The sequence below is a fragment of the Streptomyces sp. NPDC050287 genome (genome assembly GCF_044459385.1).
In the GTDB taxonomy this organism is placed as follows: Bacteria; Actinomycetota; Actinomycetes; order Streptomycetales; family Streptomycetaceae; genus Streptomyces.
Genome location: NZ_JBITIY010000001.1, coordinates 265,938 through 286,836, shown reverse-complemented (window position 1 = coordinate 286,836; position 20,899 = coordinate 265,938). Strand labels below are relative to the sequence as shown.

The following is a 20,899-nucleotide window of genomic DNA, read 5'->3' as shown; positions in this document are numbered from 1 at the left end:
GACGCCACCAACCTGGGCCGCATGACGGACAACACGACACGTCTCGACCATGTCGTCCTCTGGGTGCGGGACCCGCTGGCCTCGACCGACTTCTACGAGAAGACGGTCGGTATGGAATCCGTGCGGCTCACCGACTTCGCCGCGGGGTCGGCCCCGTTCCCCTCCGTACGGCTCAACGACGAGACCATCCTCGACCTCATGCCGCTCTCCACGGCGGAGCGCATGACGATGGTCCCCGGCGCAGCCGAGAGCGCCGGCCACCCGGTCAACCACGTCTGCCTGGCCATGCCCGGCCACGACTTCCAGGCTCTGCGCGACCGCCTGGAGGAACAGTCGGTCCCCGTCTCGGACATCTCCCACGACTCCTTCGGCGCCCGCGGAATGGCCCGCCGCAGCTTCTACTTCCGCGACCCGGACGGCAACGTCTTCGAGGCCCGGCACTACGACTAGCGCGCGAGGGGGGTGCCACGCACCCGGGCCCTGGAGGCGGTGTTCGAGGGCTCAGAACAGCGGCTCGGGCAGGACCCCCTCCAGAGCGAGCAGCCTCCGCTTGGTCTCCAGGCCGCCGCCGAAGCCCCCGATGCCGCCGTCGCTCTCGACGACTCGATGGCAGGGCACGACGACCGGCAGCGGGTTGGAGCCCATCGCCACTCCGACCGCCTGAGCGGCACCTGGCTGGCCGACCCGGCCGGCCAGATCGCCGTACCCGACGACCGAGCCGTACGGCACGCCGGCGGCGAGCTCGCGCAGCACCTGCCGGTTGAAACCGGAGATCAGCGACCAGTCCAGGGGCAGCTCGAAGGCGTGCCGCTCACCCGCGAAATACGCCTTCACCTGGCGTATTGCCTCGGCCAGCAGCGGGGAGTCGGGTGCCTCGACCGGCTCACGGCCCAGGCGGGACCGGAGCCGGCCGAGCGCAGTGTCGCGCACCGCGTCCGTGGCGTGGAAGACGACGTTGACCAGGCCGTCGCCGGTCGCGGCCAGCAGCAGCGGACCGATGTCGGTGGCGACGACGGTCCACACGACCTGCTGCTCGTACTGCCCATCGCTGTTCATGTGACCCACCGTAGGGCCCACCACTGACAACGCCCGGGGAGAGGTGAACGCGGCCCCGCCCCGACGGGACTCAGACGGCCGGCAGTGCGTCGCGCACCACGTCGGGCTGGTTGGTGATGATGCCGTCGACGCCGTAGCCGGAGACCCGGCGGGCGGTGTTCGCGTCGTCGACGGTCCACGTGAAGACCTCCAGCGGCCTGCAGTGCGGCCCTGTGAAGGCCTGCACGGTGGAGACGTACCCCGCGGAGACAGAGCCGTACGAGGGGTTGATCTGGTCGGTGAAGGCGGCGTACGCGGGCAGGTCCGCCACGGACGGCGTACCGAGGAAACCGGTCTTGACGCCGGGATCGAGTTCGTGGACGGTGCGCACACTGTCCGCGCTGAAGCTCTGCACGATCAGTCGGTCCCGGAGGTGTCGCCGGTCGAGCCAGCCCTCGTTGCTGAGGAGCTCGAGGGTCTGCTTCTCGACGCCCGGATACAGTTCCGGGTCCTTGATCTCCAGGAGCAGTTTCCGGTGGTGGCGTTCTACGCGGTGAACGAACTGCCGGAGCGTCGGCACGCGAACGCCCGCGTACGCGGGACTGAACCAGCTTCCGGCATCCAGCCGCGCGATCTCCGCCGCCGTGAAGTCCTTCACCTTCCAGGGTGCCCGCCCGGGGAAGACCTCCTCGACGTCGGTGGTGCGCTGCAGGGTGTCGTCGTGCAGGACGACCAGCTCGCCGTCCCGGGTGCGCTGGACGTCGTTCTCGACCCAGGTGACGCCCAGCTCGGCCGCCTTGTCGACGGCGGCCAGGGTGTTCTCCGGGGCCTGCGCGGAGGCGCCCCGGTGGGCGATGACCGTGGGACGCCTCCCGTCGTCGGCCCGGACGTCGGAGGGCGGCAGCAGGAGGGCGGTGGTGCCCAGGAGCGCGGTGGTCGTGGCGGCAACTGCGCGCGCGTACATGCGTACTCCTCGCGTCTAGCTCTCACGGACAGCTCAACTGTGACAGCAGAGGGTCAACGGCGGGCGGCGCAGAATCACCACAACTTGAACGGCGTTGCACCAAGGCCGCGCACTGTTGCAGCACAAGTGGGGCAAGGACGTGTTTCTTTGCTGGAGAATCGTTCGACCATTCCGGTGGGAGTCATACTCTCTGCCTCAGCCCTGACCGCCCGGGCGGTCCTGGGAAGGGTTGCACATGGGAAATTCCGGGACATAAGAAGGCGGAAGGGCAGCCGCGCATGCAAGGCACGGTCGACGGATTCAGCTACGGACTCGTCACACCGGTGGTGGCCTACCTCATGGCCTGCCTGGGCGGCGCGCTGGGGCTGCGCTGCACCACCCGGTCCATGCTCGTCAGCAACTCCTGGCGACCGGGCTGGCTCGCCCTGGGCTCGGCCGCGATCGGCTCCGGCATATGGACCATGCACTTCATCGCGATGATGGGCTTCAAGGTCAAGCAGGCGCCGATCCACTACGACAAGGCCATCACCTTCGCCAGCCTGGGCGTCGCCATCGTCATGGTGGGCATCGGGATCTTCATCGTCGGCTACAAGGGGGCGCGCGGAACGGCCCTGATGACGGGAGGCGCCATCACCGGCCTGGGGATCGCCTCCATGCACTACCTGGGCATGGCCGGCATGCGCTTCAACGGCAAGCTGGAGTACAACACGGTCACCGTGGCCGTCTCCGTGGTCATAGCCGTCGCCGCCGCCACCGCCGCGCTGTGGGCCGCGGGGCAGGTCAGAGGGTTCCTGTGGAGCGTGGGCGCGAGCCTGATCATGGGGCTCGCCGTCACCGGCATGCACTACACGGGCATGGCCGCCCTCAGCGTCCATCTCCACAGCACGGCGTCTCCGTCCTCGGGGGACTCCCCCGCCTCCCTGCTGGCGCCCATGATGATCGGCCCGCTCGCCTTCCTGCTGCTCGCGGGGGTCGTCGTGCTGTTCGATCCGCTGATGGTCATGGGCAAGCCCGCCTGGACCCCCGCCGAGCACAAGCCGGGGGTCCCCGCGCGCGAACTCGTCTCCCACGCCACCTCCCGCCGCCCCACCCTCCGCCCCCGCCGCCACGCGGAACACAGCTCGCACACCCCTCAAAACCACTGACGCACCCCCCGCACCTTTTCCGAGGCCCCGGAAAAGCCACCCCGCCTCAGAAGTCCGTCCCGCGCTCCAGCGCCGAACCTCGCAAGCCTTGCGATCCTTCCCAACCGGCTTGCGGCTTGTGGCCTGCGGCCGCCCAGACTCCGGCTGCCGGCGGTCCGGCCTCACTTCGACTCCCTCAGGTCCGCCTTGTCCCGCTGCAGCACGTTTCGGGTCGCCCACCTCGCCGCATCCGGATCGGGCTCGGACCTGCCTCGGCTCGCCGCCCCGGACCCGCCTCGCCGCCCCGGGCCCGCACCGCCGCCCCGGACCCGCACCGCAAAGACCCGCCTCACCCGCCCGAGCAGACTCATCCGGCCTCGAGCGACCCCCAGAGGCCCCGCGCCCTCCCCAAAACCGCTGATCGGGCCGCGTTGTCAGTGGGGAGTCGTACGGTGGATGACATGCGGCCCGTTTCCCACATCGAACGTACGGTGGCGCCTTTCGAGGTCGTCAGCTCCTACCAGCCCAGCGGTGACCAGCCGGCGGCCATCGCCGAGCTGGCCCAACGCATCAGGGCCGGTGAGAAGGACGTCGTACTGCTCGGCGCGACCGGCACCGGCAAGTCCGCCACCACCGCGTGGATGATCGAGAAGCTCCAGCGTCCCACCCTGGTGATGGCACCGAACAAGACGCTGGCGGCGCAGCTGGCGAACGAGTTCCGCGAGCTGCTGCCGAACAACGCCGTCGAATACTTCGTCTCGTACTACGACTACTACCAGCCCGAGGCGTACGTCCCGCAGTCGGACACCTACATCGAGAAGGATTCGTCGATCAACGAGGAGGTCGAGCGGCTGCGCCACTCAGCGACCAACTCGCTGCTCACCCGCCGTGACGTCGTGGTGGTCGCCTCGGTCTCCTGCATCTACGGCCTCGGTACGCCGCAGGAGTACGTGGATCGGATGGTTCCCCTCAGAGTCGGTGACGAACTCGACCGGGACCAGTTGCTGCGCCGCTTCGTCGACATCCAGTACACCCGCAACGACCTCGCCTTCACCCGTGGCACCTTCCGCGTGCGCGGCGACACCATCGAGATCTTCCCGGTCTACGAGGAGCTCGCCGTCCGCATCGAGATGTTCGGCGACGAGATCGAGGCGCTGTCCACCCTCCACCCGGTCACCGGCGAGATCATCAGCGACGACCAGCAGCTGTACATCTTCCCGGCCTCCCACTACGTCGCGGGCCCCGAGCGCATGGAACGGGCCGTCAACGACATCGAGAAGGAACTGGGGGAGCGCCTCGCCGAGCTGGAGAAGCAGGGCAAGCTCCTGGAGGCCCAGCGCCTGCGGATGCGTACGACGTACGACATCGAGATGCTCCGCCAGATCGGCTCCTGCTCCGGCGTGGAGAACTACTCCATGCACTTCGACGGCCGCCTGCCCGGCTCACCGCCGAACACCCTGCTGGACTACTTCCCTGACGATTTCCTGCTCGTCATCGACGAGTCCCATGTCACCGTCCCGCAGATCGGCGCGATGTACGAGGGCGACGCCTCCCGCAAACGCACCCTCGTCGACCACGGCTTCCGCCTGCCCTCCGCCCTGGACAACCGCCCCCTGAAGTGGGAGGAGTTCACAGAGCGCATCGGGCAGACCGTCTACCTGTCGGCCACCCCCGGCAAGTACGAGCTCTCCCGCGGCGACGGCGTCGTCGAGCAGATCATCCGCCCCACCGGCCTCATCGACCCGGAGGTCGTCGTCAAGCCCACCGAGGGCCAGATCGACGACCTGGTGCACGAGATCCGCAAGCGCACCGAGAAGGACGAGCGGGTCCTGGTCACCACGCTCACCAAGAAGATGGCCGAGGACCTCACCGACTACTTCCTGGAACTCGGTATCCAGGTGCGCTATCTGCACAGCGACGTCGACACCTTGCGCCGTGTGGAGCTGCTGCGCGAGCTGCGCTCCGGCGAGTTCGACGTCCTCGTCGGCATCAACCTCCTCCGGGAGGGCCTCGACCTGCCCGAGGTCTCCCTGGTGGCGATCCTCGACGCCGACAAGGAGGGCTTCCTGCGCTCCGGCACCTCCCTCATCCAGACCATCGGCCGCGCGGCGCGCAACGTCTCCGGCCAGGTCCACATGTACGCCGACAAGATCACCCCGGCGATGGAGAAGGCCATCGAGGAGACCAACCGCCGCCGGGAGAAGCAGGTCGCGTACAACACGGAGCGGGGCCTCGACCCCCAGCCGCTCCGCAAGAAGATCAACGACATCGTGGCCCAGATCGCCCGCGAGGACGTCGACACGGAGCAGCTGCTCGGCTCCGGCTACCGCAAGCTGAAGGACGGCAAGGGCGCCAAGGCCCCCGTGCCCGCCCTCGGCAACAAGGCGGCCAAGGGCGCGAAGGCCGCCAAGGGCAAGACCACGGCCACGGTCCCGACCGACCGTCCCGCGGCCGAACTCGCCGAGCAGATCGAGGAGATGACCGAGCGCATGCGCGCCGCGGCCGCCGACCTCCAGTTCGAGATCGCCGCCCGACTGCGCGACGAGGTCCACGAAATGAAGAAGGAGTTGCGCCAGATGAGGGAGGCCGGACTGGCCTGACCGTCCCACGGGGGCCGCGCCAGCTGTGCGTACGGGCTGTGTTGCAAGACCGACACAAAGTGCGGACAAGGGTGCGTCACTGTCAGCGGCCCTGCGTAGGGTTCTGGACATCCGCGGATCCCGCGGCAACAGGGGAACACGAGAGGGGACCAGCGCGTGGTGGACGTATCCAAGGGCGGCGCGCCCGGCGGCGGCGTGAATCTGACCAAGGGTCAGGCCATCAGCCTGCAGAAGAACGACGGGGGCAGCCTCACCGCGGTGCGCATGGGGCTCGGCTGGCAGGCGGCTCCCCGGCGTGGCCTCTTCGGCTCCCGCACCCGGGAGATCGACCTGGACGCCTCAGCGGTCCTGTTCGCGGACAAGCAACCGCTCGACGTCGTCTTCTTCCGCCATCTGGTGAGCGACGACGGGTCGGTGCGCCACACCGGCGACAACCTCGTCGGCGGTGTCGGTCAGGGCGGCGACGACGAGTCGATCCTCGTCGACCTGTCGCGGGTGCCGGTCCACATCGACCAGATCGTCTTCACCGTGAACTCGTTCACGGGCCAGACCTTCCAGGAAGTGCAGAACGCGTTCTGCCGCCTGGTCGACGAGACCAACGGCCAGGAACTCGCCCGGTACACGCTCGCGGGCGGTGGCGCGTACACGGCCCAGATCATGGCCAAGGTGCACCGCACGGGCTCGGGCTGGACGATGACGGCCCTCGGCACCCCGGCCAACGGCCGCACCTTCCAGGACCTGATGCCGGCGATCCTGCCGCACCTGTAGGCCCCCGAGCGGCGCCCGCCCGACACGACACAACGACATGCAGGGGGGACGAAGGCGATGACGGCCGAGTTGGTGCGGGGGCAGAACCACCCGCTCTCCCAGGTCCGTCTGGAGATCCGGGTCTCGGCCGGTACGCCGGTCGTGGCGGGAGCCACGATCGGCGACGAGCGCGGCAAGGTGCCCGGCGTGGAGTGGGTCGCCCACCCGGGAGCCCCCACGCTGCCGGGGCTGGAGGTCTCCCGGCAGGCGGCCGCCGACCATCGCCTTGCCGTCGATCTCGGCGCCATGCCCGAAGCCGTGCACCGGGTCAGCGTGCTGCTCGCCCTGCCCGCACCGGGCACCGGGGGCCCCGTCCGCTTCGGCGCCGTCGCCGCTCCGTTCGTCGCGGTCACCGGCCTCGACGGCACCGAGATCGCCAGCTACACGATCACGGGTCTGGACGCCGAGTCGGCCGTCGTCGCCCTGGAGCTCTACCGCCGGCAGGGCGCCTGGAAGGTGCGGGCCGTCGGCCAGGGATACGCGGGCGGCCTCGCCGAACTCCTCACCGACCAGGGTCTGGCCCAGGCATACCCCCTCGCGAGCGGCATCAACGAAGCGGTCGCCCAGGGCCTGGCCCGCTCGGTCCAGGCCCTGCCCCGCCCGGCGGACGCCGACCGCTCCCGCCGGACGACCGCATCGACAACCGGCCCCGACCAGGGCGACCCGGCACCCCAGGGCACCCCCGGCCCCGTAGCACCACAGCCGACGCCGCCGTACGCCGGCCCGGCCTCCGGCACGCCGCAGCAACCCAACTCTCCCTACGGCCCACCGGGAACACCGGCGTCCGGTACACCGCAACAGCCCGCCTCCCCCTACGACGGGCACGCCCCCGACGACCTGTCAGCCCTCACCCGGGCCCACGACCCCTCCTCTGCCCCCCAGCCCTCGGGCCCCAGCTCCGGCGGCCCGATCGACTACAGCCACCCGCGTCGGCAGAACACGGCCCCGCCACCACCCCCGCCGGCCGCGCCCGCGGCTCAGCCCGGGCGGCCCGCGACGCCGGTCGCGGGCGACGCGACCGGCTGGTCGATGGAGGAGCGGCTCTACAACCAGGTGTGGGGCATGTTCGAGGACCTGGCCCGGACCACGGCCGCCTACCGCAGCGCGGTCGACTTCGCCGACGCGCGCATGGAGAAGGAGCTCGACCAGGTCCTGTCCGACCCGCGCAGTCGGATCGGCGGGCATGGCGACGCCGCGCGCGAGGCTGCCCGTGCCAGGCAGGCCCAGCTCGTCGACCAGGCCAGGGCGGCCCTGGACCGGGACCTCGCCCAACTCTCGGCCGAGGCCGGGGTCGTCGAGCCCGCACTGCCGCCGGCCTACGCGCGCTGGGACAACCCCGTGTGGCACGCCTATCGCGTGCCGATGGAGATCCCCATGGCGCTGCGCGTCGGCGACCTCCGTCTCCCCGAGGCCGCCCAACTGCGGATACCGATGCTGGTCCGGCTGCCCCTGGAACGGGGCCTGTGGCTCGACAGCGGAGCCGCCGGATCGCCCGACGGCTCGTTCACCGACACCTACGACCTGCGACGCCTCGCGATGGAGACCGCGGTGGCGCACGCGGTCCGGCTGCTCGCGGTCTACCCCGCGGACGAGTTCACCGTGCACGTCATCGACCCCGCGGGGGCCGGCGCGCAGGCACTCGTCCCGCTGGTGCGGGCCGGTGTCCTCGCGACGCCGCCCGCGATCGGTGCGGCGGGCGTCGCTGACACCCTGACCCGGCTGACCCAGCGCGTCGACCTGGTGCAGATGGCGATACGCGGCGGCGTCGCCGATTCGCTCCCGTCCGACCTCGACACCGCCGAGCAACTGCTGATCGTCAACGACTTCCCGCACGGCTTCGACGACCGTGCCGTGAACCAGCTGCGCTACCTCGCCGACGAGGGTCCCGCTGTCGGCGTCCACCTGATGATGGTCGCGGACCGGGAGGAGGCCACCGGTTACGGCCCGTTGCTGGACCCGCTGTGGCGCTCCCTGCTGCGCCTCACTCCGGTGCCGGACGACCACCTCGCCGACCCCTGGGTGGGACACGCCTGGACGTACGAACCGGCCCTCGTCCCGCCCGGAAGTCAGGTGCTCCAACGGGTGCTGTCCGAGGTCGCGAGGGCCCGCACCAAGCGCACGTAAAGCCTTCTGATCAGCGATTTTGACCCTTCTTTTGCCAATCACTTTACCTTTACTTGGTGATTGGGTATCGTTTTCCTCACGGAGGGGAGTACTCCCTGTCGACTGCGGCGTACCCGTCAATACGGATCTGGGAAGATCCCGGGGCGTCGGCCCACCCTGGGTGGAAGAGACCTCCGGCAGCGCGACGACGCTGGTTTCTTGCCGTTACGTATTGCCGGAGGCGCAGTGAATGTTTCCCTGACCCTGTGGGTCCTGACGATCGTGGGCCTTGCCGCCCTCATCGCGGTCGACTTCTTCATCGGCCGCAAGCCGCACGACGTGTCCATAAAGGAAGCGGGAATCTGGACCGTCGTCTGGATCGCCCTGGCCGGTCTCTTCGGGCTCGGCCTGCTGATCTTCGGCGGCGGACAGCCGTCCGGTGAGTTCTTCGCGGGCTTCATCACCGAGAAGTCGCTGAGCGTCGACAACCTCTTCGTCTTCGTCCTGATCATGGCGAAGTTCGCGGTGCCCTCGCAGTACCAGCAGCGGGTGCTCCTCATCGGCGTCCTCATAGCCCTGGTCCTGCGGGCGATCTTCATCGCCGCGGGTGCCGCCATCCTCGCCAGTTTCTCGTGGGTGTTCTATCTCTTCGGCGCCTTCCTGATCTGGACCGCCTGGAAACTCATCCAGGAGGCCCGGGCCGACGAGGAGGACGAGGAGTTCGAGGAGAACAAGCTGCTGAAAGCGGTGGAGCAGCGCTTCGGTGTGGCCGACCGGTACCACGGCACCAAGCTGTGGATCCAGGAGAACGGCAAGCGGGTCATGACCCCGATGCTGGTCGTCATGCTCGCGATCGGCACCACCGACGTGCTCTTCGCGCTCGACTCGATTCCCGCGATCTTCGGCCTGACCCAGGACCCGTACATCGTCTTCACCGCCAACGCCTTCGCTCTGATGGGCCTGCGGCAGCTGTACTTCCTCATCGGCGGCCTGCTGAGGAAACTGGTCCACCTCAGTTACGGTCTGTCGATCATCCTGGGCTTCATCGGCGTCAAGCTGGTCCTGCACGCACTGCACGAGTCCGGGGTCCATGTGCCGGAGATCAGCATTCCGGTCTCCCTCGGCGTGATCTGCTCCGTCCTGATCGTCACCACGATCACCAGCCTGAGGGCGTCCAAGAAGCAGGCGGCCGAGGCGGCGCAGGCGCACAGCGACGACGCTCCGAAGGACAGCATCGAGGCTTGACCACGTAGGACGTACGAACAGCCACCCCGGGAGCGGTGCGCGGCGCATTGCCGAGCACCGCTCCTGGTTCGGGCCCGGTCACCCGCCAGGCTCTCCGGCAATCTCGTCCAAGTGCGCAAACGCGTGCGCAATCGCTTACGCGCTCGCGCTCAGTCCGTGGCCGGCTCGGGTGCCGGTTGTGCCGGTTGTGACGTCGCCGGTACCGGCCGTGTCTCCGGCAGCAGCGCGAAGCACCCCAGACTCAGCAGGGCGATCCCCGTCAGATACGCCCCCACGCCCCACGGCACCCGGCCGCCCTGCTCGACCAGCGCCGTCGCCACGATCGGCGTGAGCGCGCCGCCGACCACCCCGCCGAGGTTGTAGCCGACCGCGGCGCCCGTGCAGCGCACCCGGGGCTCGTACAACTCCGGCAGATACGCGGCGATCACGGCGAACATCGTGATGAACGCGAGCATCGCTCCCAGGAAACCCAGGAACATCGGCAACGGCTCACCGGTCGCGAGGAGCGCGACCATCGGGAACATCCACACGGCGGCCGCCGCGCAGCCGGCCAGGCACAGCGGCCGCCGCCCGTACCGGTCGCCGAGCAGCGCCGCCACCGGCGTGAGCGAGCCCTTCACCAGCACCGCGGCCATGATGCAGGTCAGCGTGACGACACGGCTGACGCCGAGGCGTTCGGTCGCGTAGGAGAGGGACCAGGTCGTGACAGCGTAGAAGATCGCGTATCCGACCGAGAGTGCGCCGGCCGTCAGCAGGACGAGTCGCCAGTGGCCGCGCACCACCTCGACGAGCGGTACGCGCGCGTGGTCGTCGATGTCGAGGAATCCGGGACTCTCGGTGAGCGACGACCGCAGCCACAGCCCGACCACGGCCAGCACCCCGGCCGCCCAGAACGGAACCCGCCAGCCCCACTGGGCGAACTCTGCCTCGGACAGCGTCGACGACAGCGCCAGCACCACACCGTTGGCGAGCAGGAAGCCCAGCGCAGGGCCCACCTGCGGGAAGCTCGACCACAGGCCGCGCCGCTCGGCGGGTGCGTGCTCCGCGGTCAGCAGCACGGCCCCGCCCCATTCCCCGCCCAGCCCCAGCCCCTGCAGAAAACGCAGCACCAGCAGCAGCACCGGCGCGGTCACGCCGATCGTGTCGTACGTCGGGACACAGCCGACCGCCACCGTGGAGGTGCCCGTCAACAGCAGCGAGGCGACCAGGACCGGCCGACGCCCGTGCCGGTCCCCGATGTGCCCGAACAGCACCGAACCGAGCGGGCGCGCGACGAACCCCACGCCGAAGGTCCCGAAGGCGGCCAGAGTCCCCGCCGCCGGCGAGAACGTCGGGAAGAACAGCGGCCCCAGGATCAGCGCCGCCGCGGTCCCGTAGACGAAGAAGTCGTAGAACTCGACGGCCGTCCCGGCGAGCGAGGCGGCCGCGAGCCGCAGCATGGAGGGTGCCCTTACGGAGCGTACGTCGTGCATGCTGCTTCAACTACCCACGGTGATCGCCGGTTACGGGGGCGCACGGGGTCGCGGCCCGCGTCAGTAGGTGACGGTGATGCGCCGGGCGGGACCGTCGACGCGCACCGTGCCGCCGTAGGGGAGGACGAGTTGTGGATCGGTGTGGCCGAAGTCGACGTCGAAGACGATCGTGGTGCCGGGAGTGTACGCGCGCGTGGCACGCAGTACGGCCTCACGCTGGTCGGCGGCGTAACGCGCGGCCTCCGCAGGGCTGTTGGGGTGTTCGAAGGACCAGGCCTTCGGGCGGCCCATCAGGAGGGCGGAGAAGCGCTGGAGCAGCCCGCGCTCGCCCATGGCGCGCAGCGTGCGGAAGACCTCCCGGCCGCTCGGCAGTTCCTCCGAGGTCTCCAGGAACAGCACTCCGCCGTCGTACACCGACAGGTCGTGGGAGATCTCCCGGTCCGCCATCAGCAGTCCGCCGACGGTCTCCAGGCAGCCGCCCCAACTGCGTCCCTCGACCACGCGGTCGGCGTTCAGCCAGGTCCATCCGGTGCCTGGGCGGGTCTCCGGTTCACCGTCGAAGGTCGCGGGGTCCGCCCAGTCGCGGTGGACGTCGGTCCAGTGCTCGGCCGGCTTCAACTCGTGAGCGCCCGTGGTGAAGAGCGCCGCCCGCAGGGACTCGGCGGTCTGCGGGTGCATGGCACCGGGACGGCCCAGCTCGACCATCACGGCGGCGCCGTAGCAGCCGACGATCCCGGTGTTGTACAGGTACGCGAGCAGGTTGGTGTCGTCGCTCATCCCGAAGAAGGGCTTCGGGTTCGCCCGGATCAAATCCCGGTCCAGCAAGGGAAGTACGGTGATCTGGTCGTCGCCGCCGATCGACGCGACGACCGCCTTGATGTCCGGGTCGGCGAAGGCCGCGTGGAGGTCGTCGGCCCGCTCCCGCGGTGTCGAGCCCATCGTGCGGGTCGCCGGGTACTCGACGGGTTCGAGTCCGTACTCCTTGCGCAGCCGCTCAAGGCCGAGCTCGTAGGGGCGCGGGAAAAGCCCGGGCAGGCCGGCGGACGGTGAGACGACGGCGACGCGGTCGCCGGGGGAGGGCTTGGCGGGACAGACGGGTGTCGTCATCCCGCGAGCGTACGAGCCGTCGCCCCGCGCGCGCACCGTGATAAACCGGGTCCGAGCAGCGGTCCCCCAGGGATCGCCCCACCCCGAACGGACCGGAGGAACCGTGCCCCGCACCCTGGCCAACGCCCCGATCATGATCCTCAACGGCCCCAACCTGAACCTGCTCGGCCAGCGCCAGCCGGAGATCTACGGCTCCGACACTCTCGCCGACGTCGAGGCCCTGTGCGCCAAGACGGCGGCCGCGCACGGCGGCACGGTGGACTTCCGGCAGTCAAACCACGAGGGCGAGTTGGTCGACTGGATCCACGAGGCGCGGCTCCACCACTGCGGCATCGTGATCAACCCCGGCGCCTACTCGCACACCTCGGTCGCGATCCTGGACGCGCTCAACACCTGTGACGGACTTCCGGTGCTGGAGGTCCACATCTCCAACATCCACCAGCGCGAGTCCTTCAGGCACCACTCGTACGTCTCGCTGCGCGCCGACGGCGTCATCGCCGGCTGCGGGGTGCAGGGGTACGCGTTCGGGGTGGAGCGGGTCGCTGCGCTGGCGGGGGCGGGGCAGGCGAACGCGTAAGCGTTTACGTCCCCGGACGCGGTGAGCGGCTCCTCACAACCGCCCCGCCTCCACGATCCGCCGCAGGAAGCGCTGCGTCCGTTCGTGCCGCGGGTCGCCGAAGATCTGCTCGGCGGTGCCGCGCTCCAGCACCACCCCCGAGTCCAGGAAGCACACCTGGTCGGCGACATCGCGGGCGAAGCCCATCTCGTGCGTGGCCAGCACCATGGTCATGCCGTCGGCTTTCAGATCGCGGACGACGGCGAGGACCTCACCCACGAGCTCCGGGTCGAGCGCGGCCGTGATCTCGTCGAGCAGCAGCAGCCGGGGGCGTGCGGCCAGGGCGCGCACGATCGCCACGCGCTGCTGCTGACCGCCGCTGAGCCGGTCCGGGTACTCGCCCGCCCTGCCGCCCAGCCCGAGCCGCTCCAGCAGCTCACGCGCGCGTGCCTCGGCCTCCGCGCGGGAGACCCCGTGCACACGGCGCGGAGCGAGCGTGATGTTGTCCAGCACCGTCATGTGCGGGAAGAGGTTGTACGCCTGGAAGACCACGCCGATACGGCGGCGTACCGCGTCCTGGTCCGCGCGCGGGTGGGTGATCTCCTCGTCGTCCAGCCAGATCGCGCCGTCGTCGATCTCCTCCAGGAGGTTCGCGCACCTGAGCAGCGTGGACTTGCCGGACCCGGACGCACCGATCAGCGCGGTCACGGTGTGCGGGGCGACCTCCAGATCGACGTCCCGCAGCACGACCGAGTCGCCGAAGGTCTTGCGGACGGACCGCATGCGCAGCACGGGTGTCTCGCTCACAGCGTTCCTCCCTGGGCCCGGCGCCGGTCCATCCGGGCCGTCACCCAGTCCGTGAACCGTGTCATCGGGATCGTCAACGCCACGAAGACCAGGCCCGCGACGATGTACGGCGTGTAGTTGAGGCTGCGGCCCACGATGATGTCAGCGGCCCGTACGGCGTCGATCGCGCCGCCGATCGACACGAGCCCGGTGTCCTTCTGCAGCGACACCAAGTCGTTCAGCAGGGGCGGCACCTGACGGCGCACGGCCTGCGGCAGGACGACGTACCGCAGCGCCTGCCGGTTGTTGAGGCCGAGCGAGCGGGCCGCGGCGCGCTGGGAGGGATGCACGGACTCGATGCCGGCGCGGAACACCTCGGCGACGTAGGCCGAGTACGTGAGCGTGAGCGCCGTGCCGCCCAGCAGCACCGGGTCGACGGTCACGCCCTGCAGCCGCAGCGCGGGGACACCGAGGACCACGATCATCAGGTTGATGATGAGCGGCAGTCCCCGGAAGAAGTCGGTGTAGGCGGCGGCGAGAACCCGCAGGGGGAAGAAGACCGGGCCGCGCAGGGTGCGGGCGATGGCGATGAGCATCCCGAGGACCAGCACGGCGACGCCGCAGACCAGCAGCAGCCGGACATTGAGCCACAGCCCGTCGAGGACCTTGGGCAATGCCTCGCGCGCGTACTGCCCGTTGAAGAACGTCTCCTTGGTGCGCTGCCAGCCGGGCGCGTTGACGACGACCAGATAGAGGACGGCACCGGTGGCCAGGGTGGAGAGCGCGGCGATGGCCGTGGCGCGGCGGGAGCGGGCGCGTTGGTAGGCCTCGCGTTCGATCCGACGCTGCGACGGGGTGTATCCGTCGCCGCCGGCCGTCACGTCACCCTTGTCGTCCGCGCCCTCCTGGCCGGACTCCTCCTTGGCGAGCGTCACTTGAGCACCGGGGCGTCGACGGCGTCGGACAGCCACTGCTTCTCCAGCTTCGCCAGGGTGCCGTCCTTGCGCAGGGCGTCCACGGCGTCCGTCACGCACGAGGTGAGCGCGCTGCCCTTGTCGAGCACGAGCCCGAACTGCTCCGGAGTACCGCCCTGGTTCTCGAACTGGCCCACGATCTTCGCGTCCGTCACCTCGGCCGCGGTGATGTAGAACGCGGTCGGCAGGTCGGTGACGATGGCGTCGACCTGGCCGTTCTTCAGCGCGGACTTGGCCTGGTCGTTCTTGGCGTACACGGCGGCCTGCCGCGTCGGCTTCACCACGTCGTCGATGTAGTCGAGGCTGGTCGTGCCGACCTGGGCGCCCAGCTTGAGGCCCTTCAGGTCCGCGATGCCCGTCGCCTTCGCGGCCTTGGTGCCCTTGAGCGCGATGACCGCCTGGCGCACGTCGTAGTAGCCGGCCGAGAAGTCGACGGCCTTCTTGCGCTCCGCGCTGATCGACACCTGGTTGATGTCGAAGTCGAACGTCTTCTCACCGGGCGCGAAGGCCTTGTTGAAGGGGACGCTCTGCCAGACGACGGCGCTCTTGTCGTAGCCGAGCTGCTTCGCCACGGCGTACGCGACCGCCGACTCGAAGCCCTCGCCGTTGGCCGGCTTGTCGTCCTTGAACCACGGCTCATACGCAGGCTCGTCGGTGGCGACGGTCAGCTTCCCGGAGGACTTGGTGGCCAGCTTGCCCTTGGCGCAGGTGGCCCCGGCCGAACCCGAGGCGGCGCCGGTGGCCTTCTCCTCCGGCTGCGGAGCACAGCCGACGGCGGTGGCGAGCAGGGCTATGGTCGCGGCGGCGACGGCGCGGTGGAGCACGCGCGGGGCAAGATGCATGGCGGGAGATTGACAGCCGACCATCCCGTTTGTCGAGGTCACAGCGGGAATTGTCCGCATACTGGGAACCGTGTTGCGGTCTTGTGAACACGTGGCAGGAGACACGCCGGGGCCGCCGGTCGAGGGCGGGGATCGAAAGACCGGCGGCCCGTACCGCGCAGGAGCCGTCATCCTGCGCGGGGCTGCCTCCAGTTGACTGCGCGACCAGGTGCGCGGGGAGCGCGCGCGTGACACCGGCGCGTGTGAACGGTTCACACGGGGCGCGTGCGCGGGGCGTGCGCTTTACGGGCCGAGGCCCGCACGCACTGCCTCGCGCCTACGGCCGGCTCAACGCCGCGCTCACCACCCGCGCGCGTGCCACTCCGGCAGATGCGGGCGCTCAGCACCCAGGGTCGTGTCGTTGTCGTGTCCGGGGTAGACCCAGGTCTCGTCCGGGAGCACGTCGAAGATCTTCGTCTCGACGTCGTGGATCAGGCTGGCGAACGCCTTCGGGTTCTTGCGGGTGTTGCCCACACCGCCGGAGAAGTCCTAGGGTCCTCTCCCGAACACTAAGACGCTCCCGCGCCGTACCCTCGTCTTCTTGTACGCGCGGATCTCCGAGGACCCCCGCGACCGCCGACGGGGCGTCAATCGGCAGATGAGCGACCTGCGAACGTTCTCCGAGGAGAACGGCTGGGAGGTCGGCGGCGAGTACATCGAGAACGACGTCTCCGCCCACTCGGGCGAGGAACGCCCCGAGTACGACCGGCTGATGGCCGACGCCATCGAGGCCGCCCGCGAACCCGGTGTCCGGGTCATCGTCGCGGGCTACCACCCGTCGCGCGTGTGGCGGCGCCGTGTTGAGCGCGCACAGGCGATCGAGGACTTGCGGCACGCGGGGTGCTGGGTCGCGTTCGAGTCGGGCGGTCTGTTCAACATGGCGAAGGCGTCGGACCGGTCGCAGCTCGCCAACCTCGGCGAGTCCGATACCGCCGAGTCCGAGGTGAAGAGTGAGCGGGTGGCTCGGGGCGCCCTCGAGCGCGCCCAGGAGGGCCGGGCGAACGGCGCCGTGGCGTACGGGTGGAGGCGTCAGTACGAGTACGACGCGCGAGGCCAGGTGAGCGGATTCCATGACGTCGAGGACCCGGTACAGGCCGGGATTGTCCGGGAGATCGTCACCCGCCTGCTGGCTGGCGGCAGTCTCATCGGCATCACGGCTGACCTGAACGAGCGTGGTGTGCCGTCGCCCGGTGCCGGGATGCGGCTGAAGCGGCGAGCTGTCGGGCAGAACGCGGACGGGTCGCTGTGGAACAAAACCAGCGTGAAGAAGCTCGCGCTGCGGCCGGCGAACGTGGGTCTCCGCGTGCACCAGGGTGTGGAGTACAAGGCGGCATGGCCGGCGCTCATCACGGACGAGCAGTACGCGCAGCTGCGGACCATGTTCGCGGAGCGGGCGGTGGTGCGGGAGCTGCCGGGGGCGCGGAAGCACCTGCTGACGTGGGGCGAGGTCGCCACGTGCGGGCCGTGCGGGTCGGTGTTCCGGGTTGCGCTGAAGGGGAACGCGAAGCGGGGCAGGAAGCAGCCGACGTACGTCTGCGACGCGGGAGGCTGCGTCGGCCGGAATGAGGAAGCGCTCGACCGGTACGTGGGGCAGGTGGTTGTGGGTGTGCTGTCGCGGCCTGAGGCGGCCGAGGTGTTCCGCGGAGACGACTCGGCGGCCCTGGCGGCCCTGGAGCGGGCGGAGGGGCTGAAGGCGCGCCAGGAGGCGGCGGCGGACGACTACGCGGACGGGATCATCACCCGTGAGCAGTTGCGGCGTATCACGGCGAAGCTGGCGAAGCAGATCACGGACGCGCAGAACGAAGCCCGGCGGCTGCGGCCGGCCTTCGACCTCGACGCTTTCGACGGCCTTGTGGGGCCTCGGTCGGCGGAGACGTGGGAAGCGCTCGAGGTGCCGCAGCAGCGGCGGGTCCTGGACGGCCTGGGCCTTCGGTTGCGGGTGCGCCCGGTGGCGTGGCGGGGGCCCGGGTTCGACCAGAGCACCGTTGAGCTCCAGTGGGCGCGGACGGGCGACTGAGCGCGCGGCTGCCGTACGGGCGTGGCCCCCGGTGTCTCGGGGGCCACGTCGTCGTTCCGGCCGAGGTCGGCCTGCCCCAGGGCCAACTGCCCGCGCGGCTGTTCTGCCCGATGGTCGTCGCCGAGACGGGCGCCAAGCTCTCCAAGAGCCTCATCCGCTCCGGGGAGGCGGCGTTGCCCGCAGGCGCCGAACCCTGGATGCTCGACACCCGGAAGTGGCCCGGCACCGTGGGGGAGTTCGCGGACCGCCTGCTGAACTTGGCGGGACTGCTGCTGTCCCACCCCCGGCACTTCTTCCGCTCGTACTCGGCCGCGGAACTGGCGCGGCTGATGTCCGTACCCACAGGGAGCCCGACCACATGAGTCGCACCACCTCAGCCCGCGTCATCGAGCTGAACCTGTACCCCCAGTACTTCGACCTCGTGGCCGCCGGCCGCAAGACCCGGGAAGTCCGGGTGAAGTACCCGAAGTTCGACGGCCTGGCGGTCGGTGATCTGATCCGGTTCGCCGTGAAGAACACCGACCGGTCATGCCTGACGCGGGTGACGCGGGTCGCCGAGTACGCCTCGTTCGAGGAACTCCTGGACGCCGAAGGGCCCTCCCAGGTGAACCCCGACGCGACCCGTGAGGAGCAACTGGCCAACATCCGGCGCATCTACCCGCCGGACAAGGAGAGGCTGGGGTGCCTGGCCATCGGTATTGAGCTGGTCGACTGACCCCAGAGAAGAGGCCCCCGGCCGCCCCCTCCGACGAGGGGCGCGGCCGGGGGCCTTTTTCGTGCGTCTGCGCACGTCGCCGCGTTGTGGCACACTGCCCCGCTGCTTCGGTCCGTTGCACTTCATTGCGGTCCGTTGCGTACGTCATTGACCGACCGAAGGAGGCCCGTATGGGCACCGCCGACGACGGCCCGGAGTGGCTGACCCGGGCGCAGTTCGCCGCTGCCCTCCAAGTCCACGTGGGCACCGTCTCCCGCTGGATCGCCGCCGATCCGGACATGCGCGCGAAGCGCCTGGGCCCCAACGGGCACCGCGTCCGTATCCACCGCACCGAGCTGGAGCGCCGCCGCTCCGAGACGTCCCCAATTGGGGACACCACGGCGACCGTCTGACCGTCGCCGAACGCGCCTGCGTGGTTATGGGCCCGGGCGCGCTGCATCACCCCGAGGCCGGCCACCGCGCTGCCTCGCACGTCGCTGGTTGAGGGCCGGACGAAACCCACGAGCACGGAGGCGCCCATGCCTGCCGTCGACCTCATCCCCGACAGTCCGCCGGCCCCGTCCCGGCCACCTACCTCGGGCTCCTCGCTCGCGAGTGGGAGGCCGCCATGCCGCCCGTCCTTGCGGCGATGGCGTTGCGCCGCGACTCCCCGTGATCGCTGACAGATCCGCGAAGTGGCATCGTAGGGCGATTTGAGCTGGGACCACTTGGACGGTGGAAGTGGGGACGTGGTGACGGCTGCGAGGGCGTCCTCAGGTGACCTCGCCGAGATCTTCATTGAGCCGTGCCGCGGCTTCGACGCTCGACGGCCGGCTCGCGACAAGCCGGGCCAGGTGTGCTTCAAGAGCCTCAAGTTGCTCGGGCCCCATATGCGCCGCCCAGCGTTCGCGCACCTCGTCGAAGAGCGAGGCGCCGAGCGTCATCATGTCGTGGCCGCGGTCGGTGACCTGGAGCCGTTTGAGGCGGCCGTCGCTCGGGTCGGGCTCCCGTTCGACGTATCCGAGCCTCTCCAGTGCGGCGATCGTCCTGGCGGCGCCCTGTTTGGAGACCGAGAGCCGACGGCCGAGCGCCGAGGCCGTGTCCGCTCCCTCGTCGATGGCGCGCAGGGCGAACTCATGCGATGCGCGCACGCCCGGGTGCCCGCGGTGCGCCAGTTCGCCGTGCACGTCGTCCACCATCGACTGGAAGCCGCCGAGAAGCAGCAGCGCGAGTTCAGCGCCCGGTGAACGTGCCATGCGACGAAGCATACGAGAAATGAAGGTCGACAATCACGTTGTCGACCCGTAGATTGACAACTATGTTGTCGATCGAATCCAGGAGAACGATGGACCCCATGACCGGCGGCGCCACCATCCCGGGCGTCGAACACCACCAGGTCAGCGTGAACGGGACCGAACTGCACTACATATCGGCCGGGACCGTCGGCTCTCCCGTCATGCTGGTCCACGGCTTCCCCGAGACCTGGTGGGTCTTCCGCAAGCTGATTCCCCTGCTCAGCGAGCACCACCGCGTATTCGCCCCCGACCTTCGCGGCTTCGGCGACTCCGCCACCGCGACCACAGCGCACGACAGTGTGACCGCGGCCCAGGACCTGAGCGAACTGATCGCGCGGCTCGACGCGGGCCCCGTCCACCTCACGGGCCAGGACATCAGCGGTCCCACCACGTTCCGCGTCACCGCCACACGCCCCGACCTCGTGCGAAGCTATGCAGCGATCGAGACCGGGCTGCCCGGGTTCGGTGTCGAAAGGCTCGCGGACGTCGCCCACGGCGGTGCCTGGCACATCGGCGTGCTCGCCGCCCCGGGCATCCCCGAAATGCTGCTCGCCGGCCGAGAACGGGCATTCCTCGCGCAGTACGCGATCCCGTCGCTCTGCGTGGCCCCTGACGCGTTCACCGACGACGACATCGACGAACTCGTCCGCTCCTACGCACGACCCGCCGCGTTCAACGGCGCGGCCGGACTGTATCGATCGATGCTCCGCGAAGGCGACGAAATCCGCCAACTGGCATCCCGGAAACTCACCACGCCCGTGCTCGCCGTCGGCGGCAGATCGGGAGAGTTCACCCCGGCGACCCTGCGCCAGGTCGCCGAGGACGTCAGCGCCCTCTCCCTCGACGGGATCGGCCACTACGCGGCGATGGAAGCCCCCAACAGGCTCGCAGACGGCCTCCTGTCCTTCTACGAGAAACTCGACAACCTGGAGTAACGCGGGCCGGCCCACGATCACATCCACCCTGGCACCGCAAGACCCGAGGTGGGGCCGCTGAACGCCGCCCTAGCCACTCTTCCCCTTCCCCCTGCTTCACGATCAGGTGAATGGTGGTGCCGTGGCCAAGTTGATCCGACGCGACGGCAGTGAAGTCGTCCCGGCGAACCCCTGAAGGTGGACAACAACTACGGGGTGACCTTCATCGAAATGACGGAACCGCCCTGGGGAGACGACGGCACTGGGTACTACTCGCCGGGCAAGGTCCGGATTCGGTGGGCATGGGGCGAGACCGAGGACGTCT

General features: G+C 69.8%; 20 protein-coding genes and 1 pseudogene. 12 read left to right on the top strand and 9 right to left on the bottom strand.

Translation table 11 applies throughout. From position 1 onward, the window contains the following. The first annotated feature begins 21 nt into the window (after positions 1-21). A complete protein-coding gene (locus ACIBK3_RS01285) occupies positions 22-450 on the top strand; it encodes a VOC family protein (protein ID WP_399360624.1) in 429 nt (142 codons plus the stop codon). A 51-nt stretch (positions 451-501) separates the two neighbouring features. On the opposite strand, the gene ACIBK3_RS01280 is transcribed toward ACIBK3_RS01285, so the two are convergent. After that, a complete protein-coding gene (locus ACIBK3_RS01280; protein ID WP_399360622.1) occupies positions 502-1,056 on the bottom strand; it encodes a methylated-DNA--[protein]-cysteine S-methyltransferase in 555 nt (184 codons plus the stop codon). A gap of 70 nt (positions 1,057-1,126) precedes the next feature. Next, positions 1,127-1,999, bottom strand: coding sequence for a glycerophosphodiester phosphodiesterase (locus tag ACIBK3_RS01275; RefSeq protein WP_399360620.1), 873 nt, complete (start codon positions 1,997-1,999; stop codon positions 1,127-1,129). Positions 2,000-2,277: 278 nt separating this feature from the next. Between ACIBK3_RS01275 and ACIBK3_RS01270 the strand changes: the two genes are divergently transcribed. The 5 genes from ACIBK3_RS01270 to ACIBK3_RS01250 all read left to right on the top strand — a co-directional run bounded on the left by ACIBK3_RS01270 (position 2,278) and on the right by ACIBK3_RS01250 (position 9,878). Continuing rightward, positions 2,278-3,144, top strand: a complete 867-nt coding sequence (locus ACIBK3_RS01270; RefSeq protein WP_399360618.1) for an MHYT domain-containing protein — start codon at positions 2,278-2,280, stop codon at positions 3,142-3,144. 440 nt (positions 3,145-3,584) lie between these two features. After that, complete coding sequence (gene uvrB / locus ACIBK3_RS01265; protein WP_399360616.1) at positions 3,585-5,723, top strand: excinuclease ABC subunit UvrB; 2,139 nt, start codon at positions 3,585-3,587, stop codon at positions 5,721-5,723. A 201-nt stretch (positions 5,724-5,924) separates the two neighbouring features. Further along, positions 5,925-6,491 (top strand): TerD family protein, encoded by a 567-nt coding sequence (locus ACIBK3_RS01260; RefSeq protein ID WP_030677383.1) that lies wholly within the window; start codon positions 5,925-5,927, stop codon positions 6,489-6,491. Between the two features lie 57 nt (positions 6,492-6,548). Further along, a complete protein-coding gene (locus ACIBK3_RS01255) occupies positions 6,549-8,654 on the top strand; it encodes a TerD family protein (RefSeq protein WP_399360614.1) in 2,106 nt (701 codons plus the stop codon). Positions 8,655-8,879: 225 nt separating this feature from the next. Further along, a complete protein-coding gene (locus ACIBK3_RS01250; RefSeq protein WP_399360612.1) occupies positions 8,880-9,878 on the top strand; it encodes a TerC/Alx family metal homeostasis membrane protein in 999 nt (332 codons plus the stop codon). A gap of 149 nt (positions 9,879-10,027) precedes the next feature. Here the strand turns inward: ACIBK3_RS01250 and ACIBK3_RS01245 are convergent, their stop codons facing one another. Next, entirely contained in the window at positions 10,028-11,350 is a 1,323-nt protein-coding gene (locus ACIBK3_RS01245; protein WP_399360610.1) for an MFS transporter, read from the bottom strand. A 60-nt stretch (positions 11,351-11,410) separates the two neighbouring features. After that, positions 11,411-12,457, bottom strand: a complete 1,047-nt coding sequence (locus ACIBK3_RS01240) for a S66 peptidase family protein (protein ID WP_399360608.1) — start codon at positions 12,455-12,457, stop codon at positions 11,411-11,413. 103 nt (positions 12,458-12,560) lie between these two features. On the opposite strand from ACIBK3_RS01240, the gene aroQ reads away from it, so the two are divergent. Beyond that, positions 12,561-13,034 (top strand): type II 3-dehydroquinate dehydratase, encoded by a 474-nt coding sequence (aroQ, locus tag ACIBK3_RS01235; protein WP_399360606.1) that lies wholly within the window; start codon positions 12,561-12,563, stop codon positions 13,032-13,034. 33 nt (positions 13,035-13,067) lie between these two features. Here aroQ and ACIBK3_RS01230 read toward each other — a convergent pair whose 3' ends face one another. The 4 genes and pseudogenes from ACIBK3_RS01230 to ACIBK3_RS01215 all read right to left on the bottom strand — a co-directional run. Then, positions 13,068-13,796, bottom strand: a complete 729-nt coding sequence (locus tag ACIBK3_RS01230) for an amino acid ABC transporter ATP-binding protein (protein ID WP_399362033.1) — start codon at positions 13,794-13,796, stop codon at positions 13,068-13,070. A gap of 20 nt (positions 13,797-13,816) precedes the next feature. Continuing rightward, complete coding sequence (locus ACIBK3_RS01225; RefSeq protein WP_399360604.1) at positions 13,817-14,734, bottom strand: amino acid ABC transporter permease; 918 nt, start codon at positions 14,732-14,734, stop codon at positions 13,817-13,819. Next, positions 14,731-15,615: an ABC transporter substrate-binding protein gene (locus ACIBK3_RS01220; RefSeq protein ID WP_399360602.1), complete on the bottom strand. Its 885-nt coding sequence runs from the start codon at positions 15,613-15,615 to the stop codon at positions 14,731-14,733. Before ACIBK3_RS01220 ends, ACIBK3_RS01225 begins: the two co-directional genes overlap by 4 nt. Positions 15,616-15,954: 339 nt before the next feature. After that, a pseudogene (locus tag ACIBK3_RS01215) lies at positions 15,955-16,140 on the bottom strand (MBL fold metallo-hydrolase); the annotation flags it as partial. Positions 16,141-16,195: 55 nt separating this feature from the next. Here ACIBK3_RS01215 and ACIBK3_RS01210 point away from each other — a divergent pair. The 4 genes from ACIBK3_RS01210 (at position 16,196) to ACIBK3_RS01195 (ending at position 18,778) form a co-directional block, all read left to right on the top strand. Next, positions 16,196-17,671, top strand: a complete 1,476-nt coding sequence (locus tag ACIBK3_RS01210; protein ID WP_399360600.1) for a recombinase family protein — start codon at positions 16,196-16,198, stop codon at positions 17,669-17,671. Beyond that, positions 17,650-18,033 (top strand): hypothetical protein, encoded by a 384-nt coding sequence (locus ACIBK3_RS01205; RefSeq protein ID WP_399360598.1) that lies wholly within the window; start codon positions 17,650-17,652, stop codon positions 18,031-18,033. The genes ACIBK3_RS01210 and ACIBK3_RS01205 overlap by 22 nt, the downstream gene beginning before the upstream one ends. Further along, a complete protein-coding gene (locus tag ACIBK3_RS01200) occupies positions 18,030-18,386 on the top strand; it encodes an ASCH domain-containing protein (RefSeq protein WP_399360596.1) in 357 nt (118 codons plus the stop codon). Before ACIBK3_RS01205 ends, ACIBK3_RS01200 begins: the two co-directional genes overlap by 4 nt. Positions 18,387-18,556: 170 nt before the next feature. Further along, entirely contained in the window at positions 18,557-18,778 is a 222-nt protein-coding gene (locus ACIBK3_RS01195) for a helix-turn-helix domain-containing protein (RefSeq protein WP_399360594.1), read from the top strand. A 360-nt stretch (positions 18,779-19,138) separates the two neighbouring features. Here the strand turns inward: ACIBK3_RS01195 and ACIBK3_RS01190 are convergent, their stop codons facing one another. Next, positions 19,139-19,621 (bottom strand): MarR family winged helix-turn-helix transcriptional regulator, encoded by a 483-nt coding sequence (locus tag ACIBK3_RS01190; RefSeq protein WP_266395508.1) that lies wholly within the window; start codon positions 19,619-19,621, stop codon positions 19,139-19,141. A gap of 89 nt (positions 19,622-19,710) precedes the next feature. On the opposite strand from ACIBK3_RS01190, the gene ACIBK3_RS01185 reads away from it, so the two are divergent. Beyond that, entirely contained in the window at positions 19,711-20,595 is an 885-nt protein-coding gene (locus tag ACIBK3_RS01185) for an alpha/beta fold hydrolase (protein ID WP_399360591.1), read from the top strand. The last annotated feature ends 304 nt before the right edge of the window (positions 20,596-20,899 follow it).

Coding starts and splice junctions, on each gene's coding strand:
- ACIBK3_RS01285 (WP_399360624.1), top strand. CDS start 22: ATGACGGACAACACGACACGTCTCGACCATGTCGTCCTCTGGGTGCGG.
- ACIBK3_RS01280 (WP_399360622.1), bottom strand. CDS start 1,056: ATGAACAGCGATGGGCAGTACGAGCAGCAGGTCGTGTGGACCGTCGTC.
- ACIBK3_RS01275 (WP_399360620.1), bottom strand. CDS start 1,999: ATGTACGCGCGCGCAGTTGCCGCCACGACCACCGCGCTCCTGGGCACC.
- ACIBK3_RS01270 (WP_399360618.1), top strand. CDS start 2,278: ATGCAAGGCACGGTCGACGGATTCAGCTACGGACTCGTCACACCGGTG.
- uvrB (WP_399360616.1), top strand. CDS start 3,585: ATGCGGCCCGTTTCCCACATCGAACGTACGGTGGCGCCTTTCGAGGTC.
- ACIBK3_RS01255 (WP_399360614.1), top strand. CDS start 6,549: ATGACGGCCGAGTTGGTGCGGGGGCAGAACCACCCGCTCTCCCAGGTC.
- ACIBK3_RS01245 (WP_399360610.1), bottom strand. CDS start 11,350: ATGCACGACGTACGCTCCGTAAGGGCACCCTCCATGCTGCGGCTCGCG.
- ACIBK3_RS01240 (WP_399360608.1), bottom strand. CDS start 12,457: ATGACGACACCCGTCTGTCCCGCCAAGCCCTCCCCCGGCGACCGCGTC.
- ACIBK3_RS01230 (WP_399362033.1), bottom strand. CDS start 13,796: ATGCGGTCCGTCCGCAAGACCTTCGGCGACTCGGTCGTGCTGCGGGAC.
- ACIBK3_RS01220 (WP_399360602.1), bottom strand. CDS start 15,615: ATGCATCTTGCCCCGCGCGTGCTCCACCGCGCCGTCGCCGCCGCGACC.
- ACIBK3_RS01200 (WP_399360596.1), top strand. CDS start 18,030: ATGAGTCGCACCACCTCAGCCCGCGTCATCGAGCTGAACCTGTACCCC.
- ACIBK3_RS01195 (WP_399360594.1), top strand. CDS start 18,557: ATGGGCACCGCCGACGACGGCCCGGAGTGGCTGACCCGGGCGCAGTTC.
- ACIBK3_RS01190 (WP_266395508.1), bottom strand. CDS start 19,621: ATGGCACGTTCACCGGGCGCTGAACTCGCGCTGCTGCTTCTCGGCGGC.
- ACIBK3_RS01185 (WP_399360591.1), top strand. CDS start 19,711: ATGGACCCCATGACCGGCGGCGCCACCATCCCGGGCGTCGAACACCAC.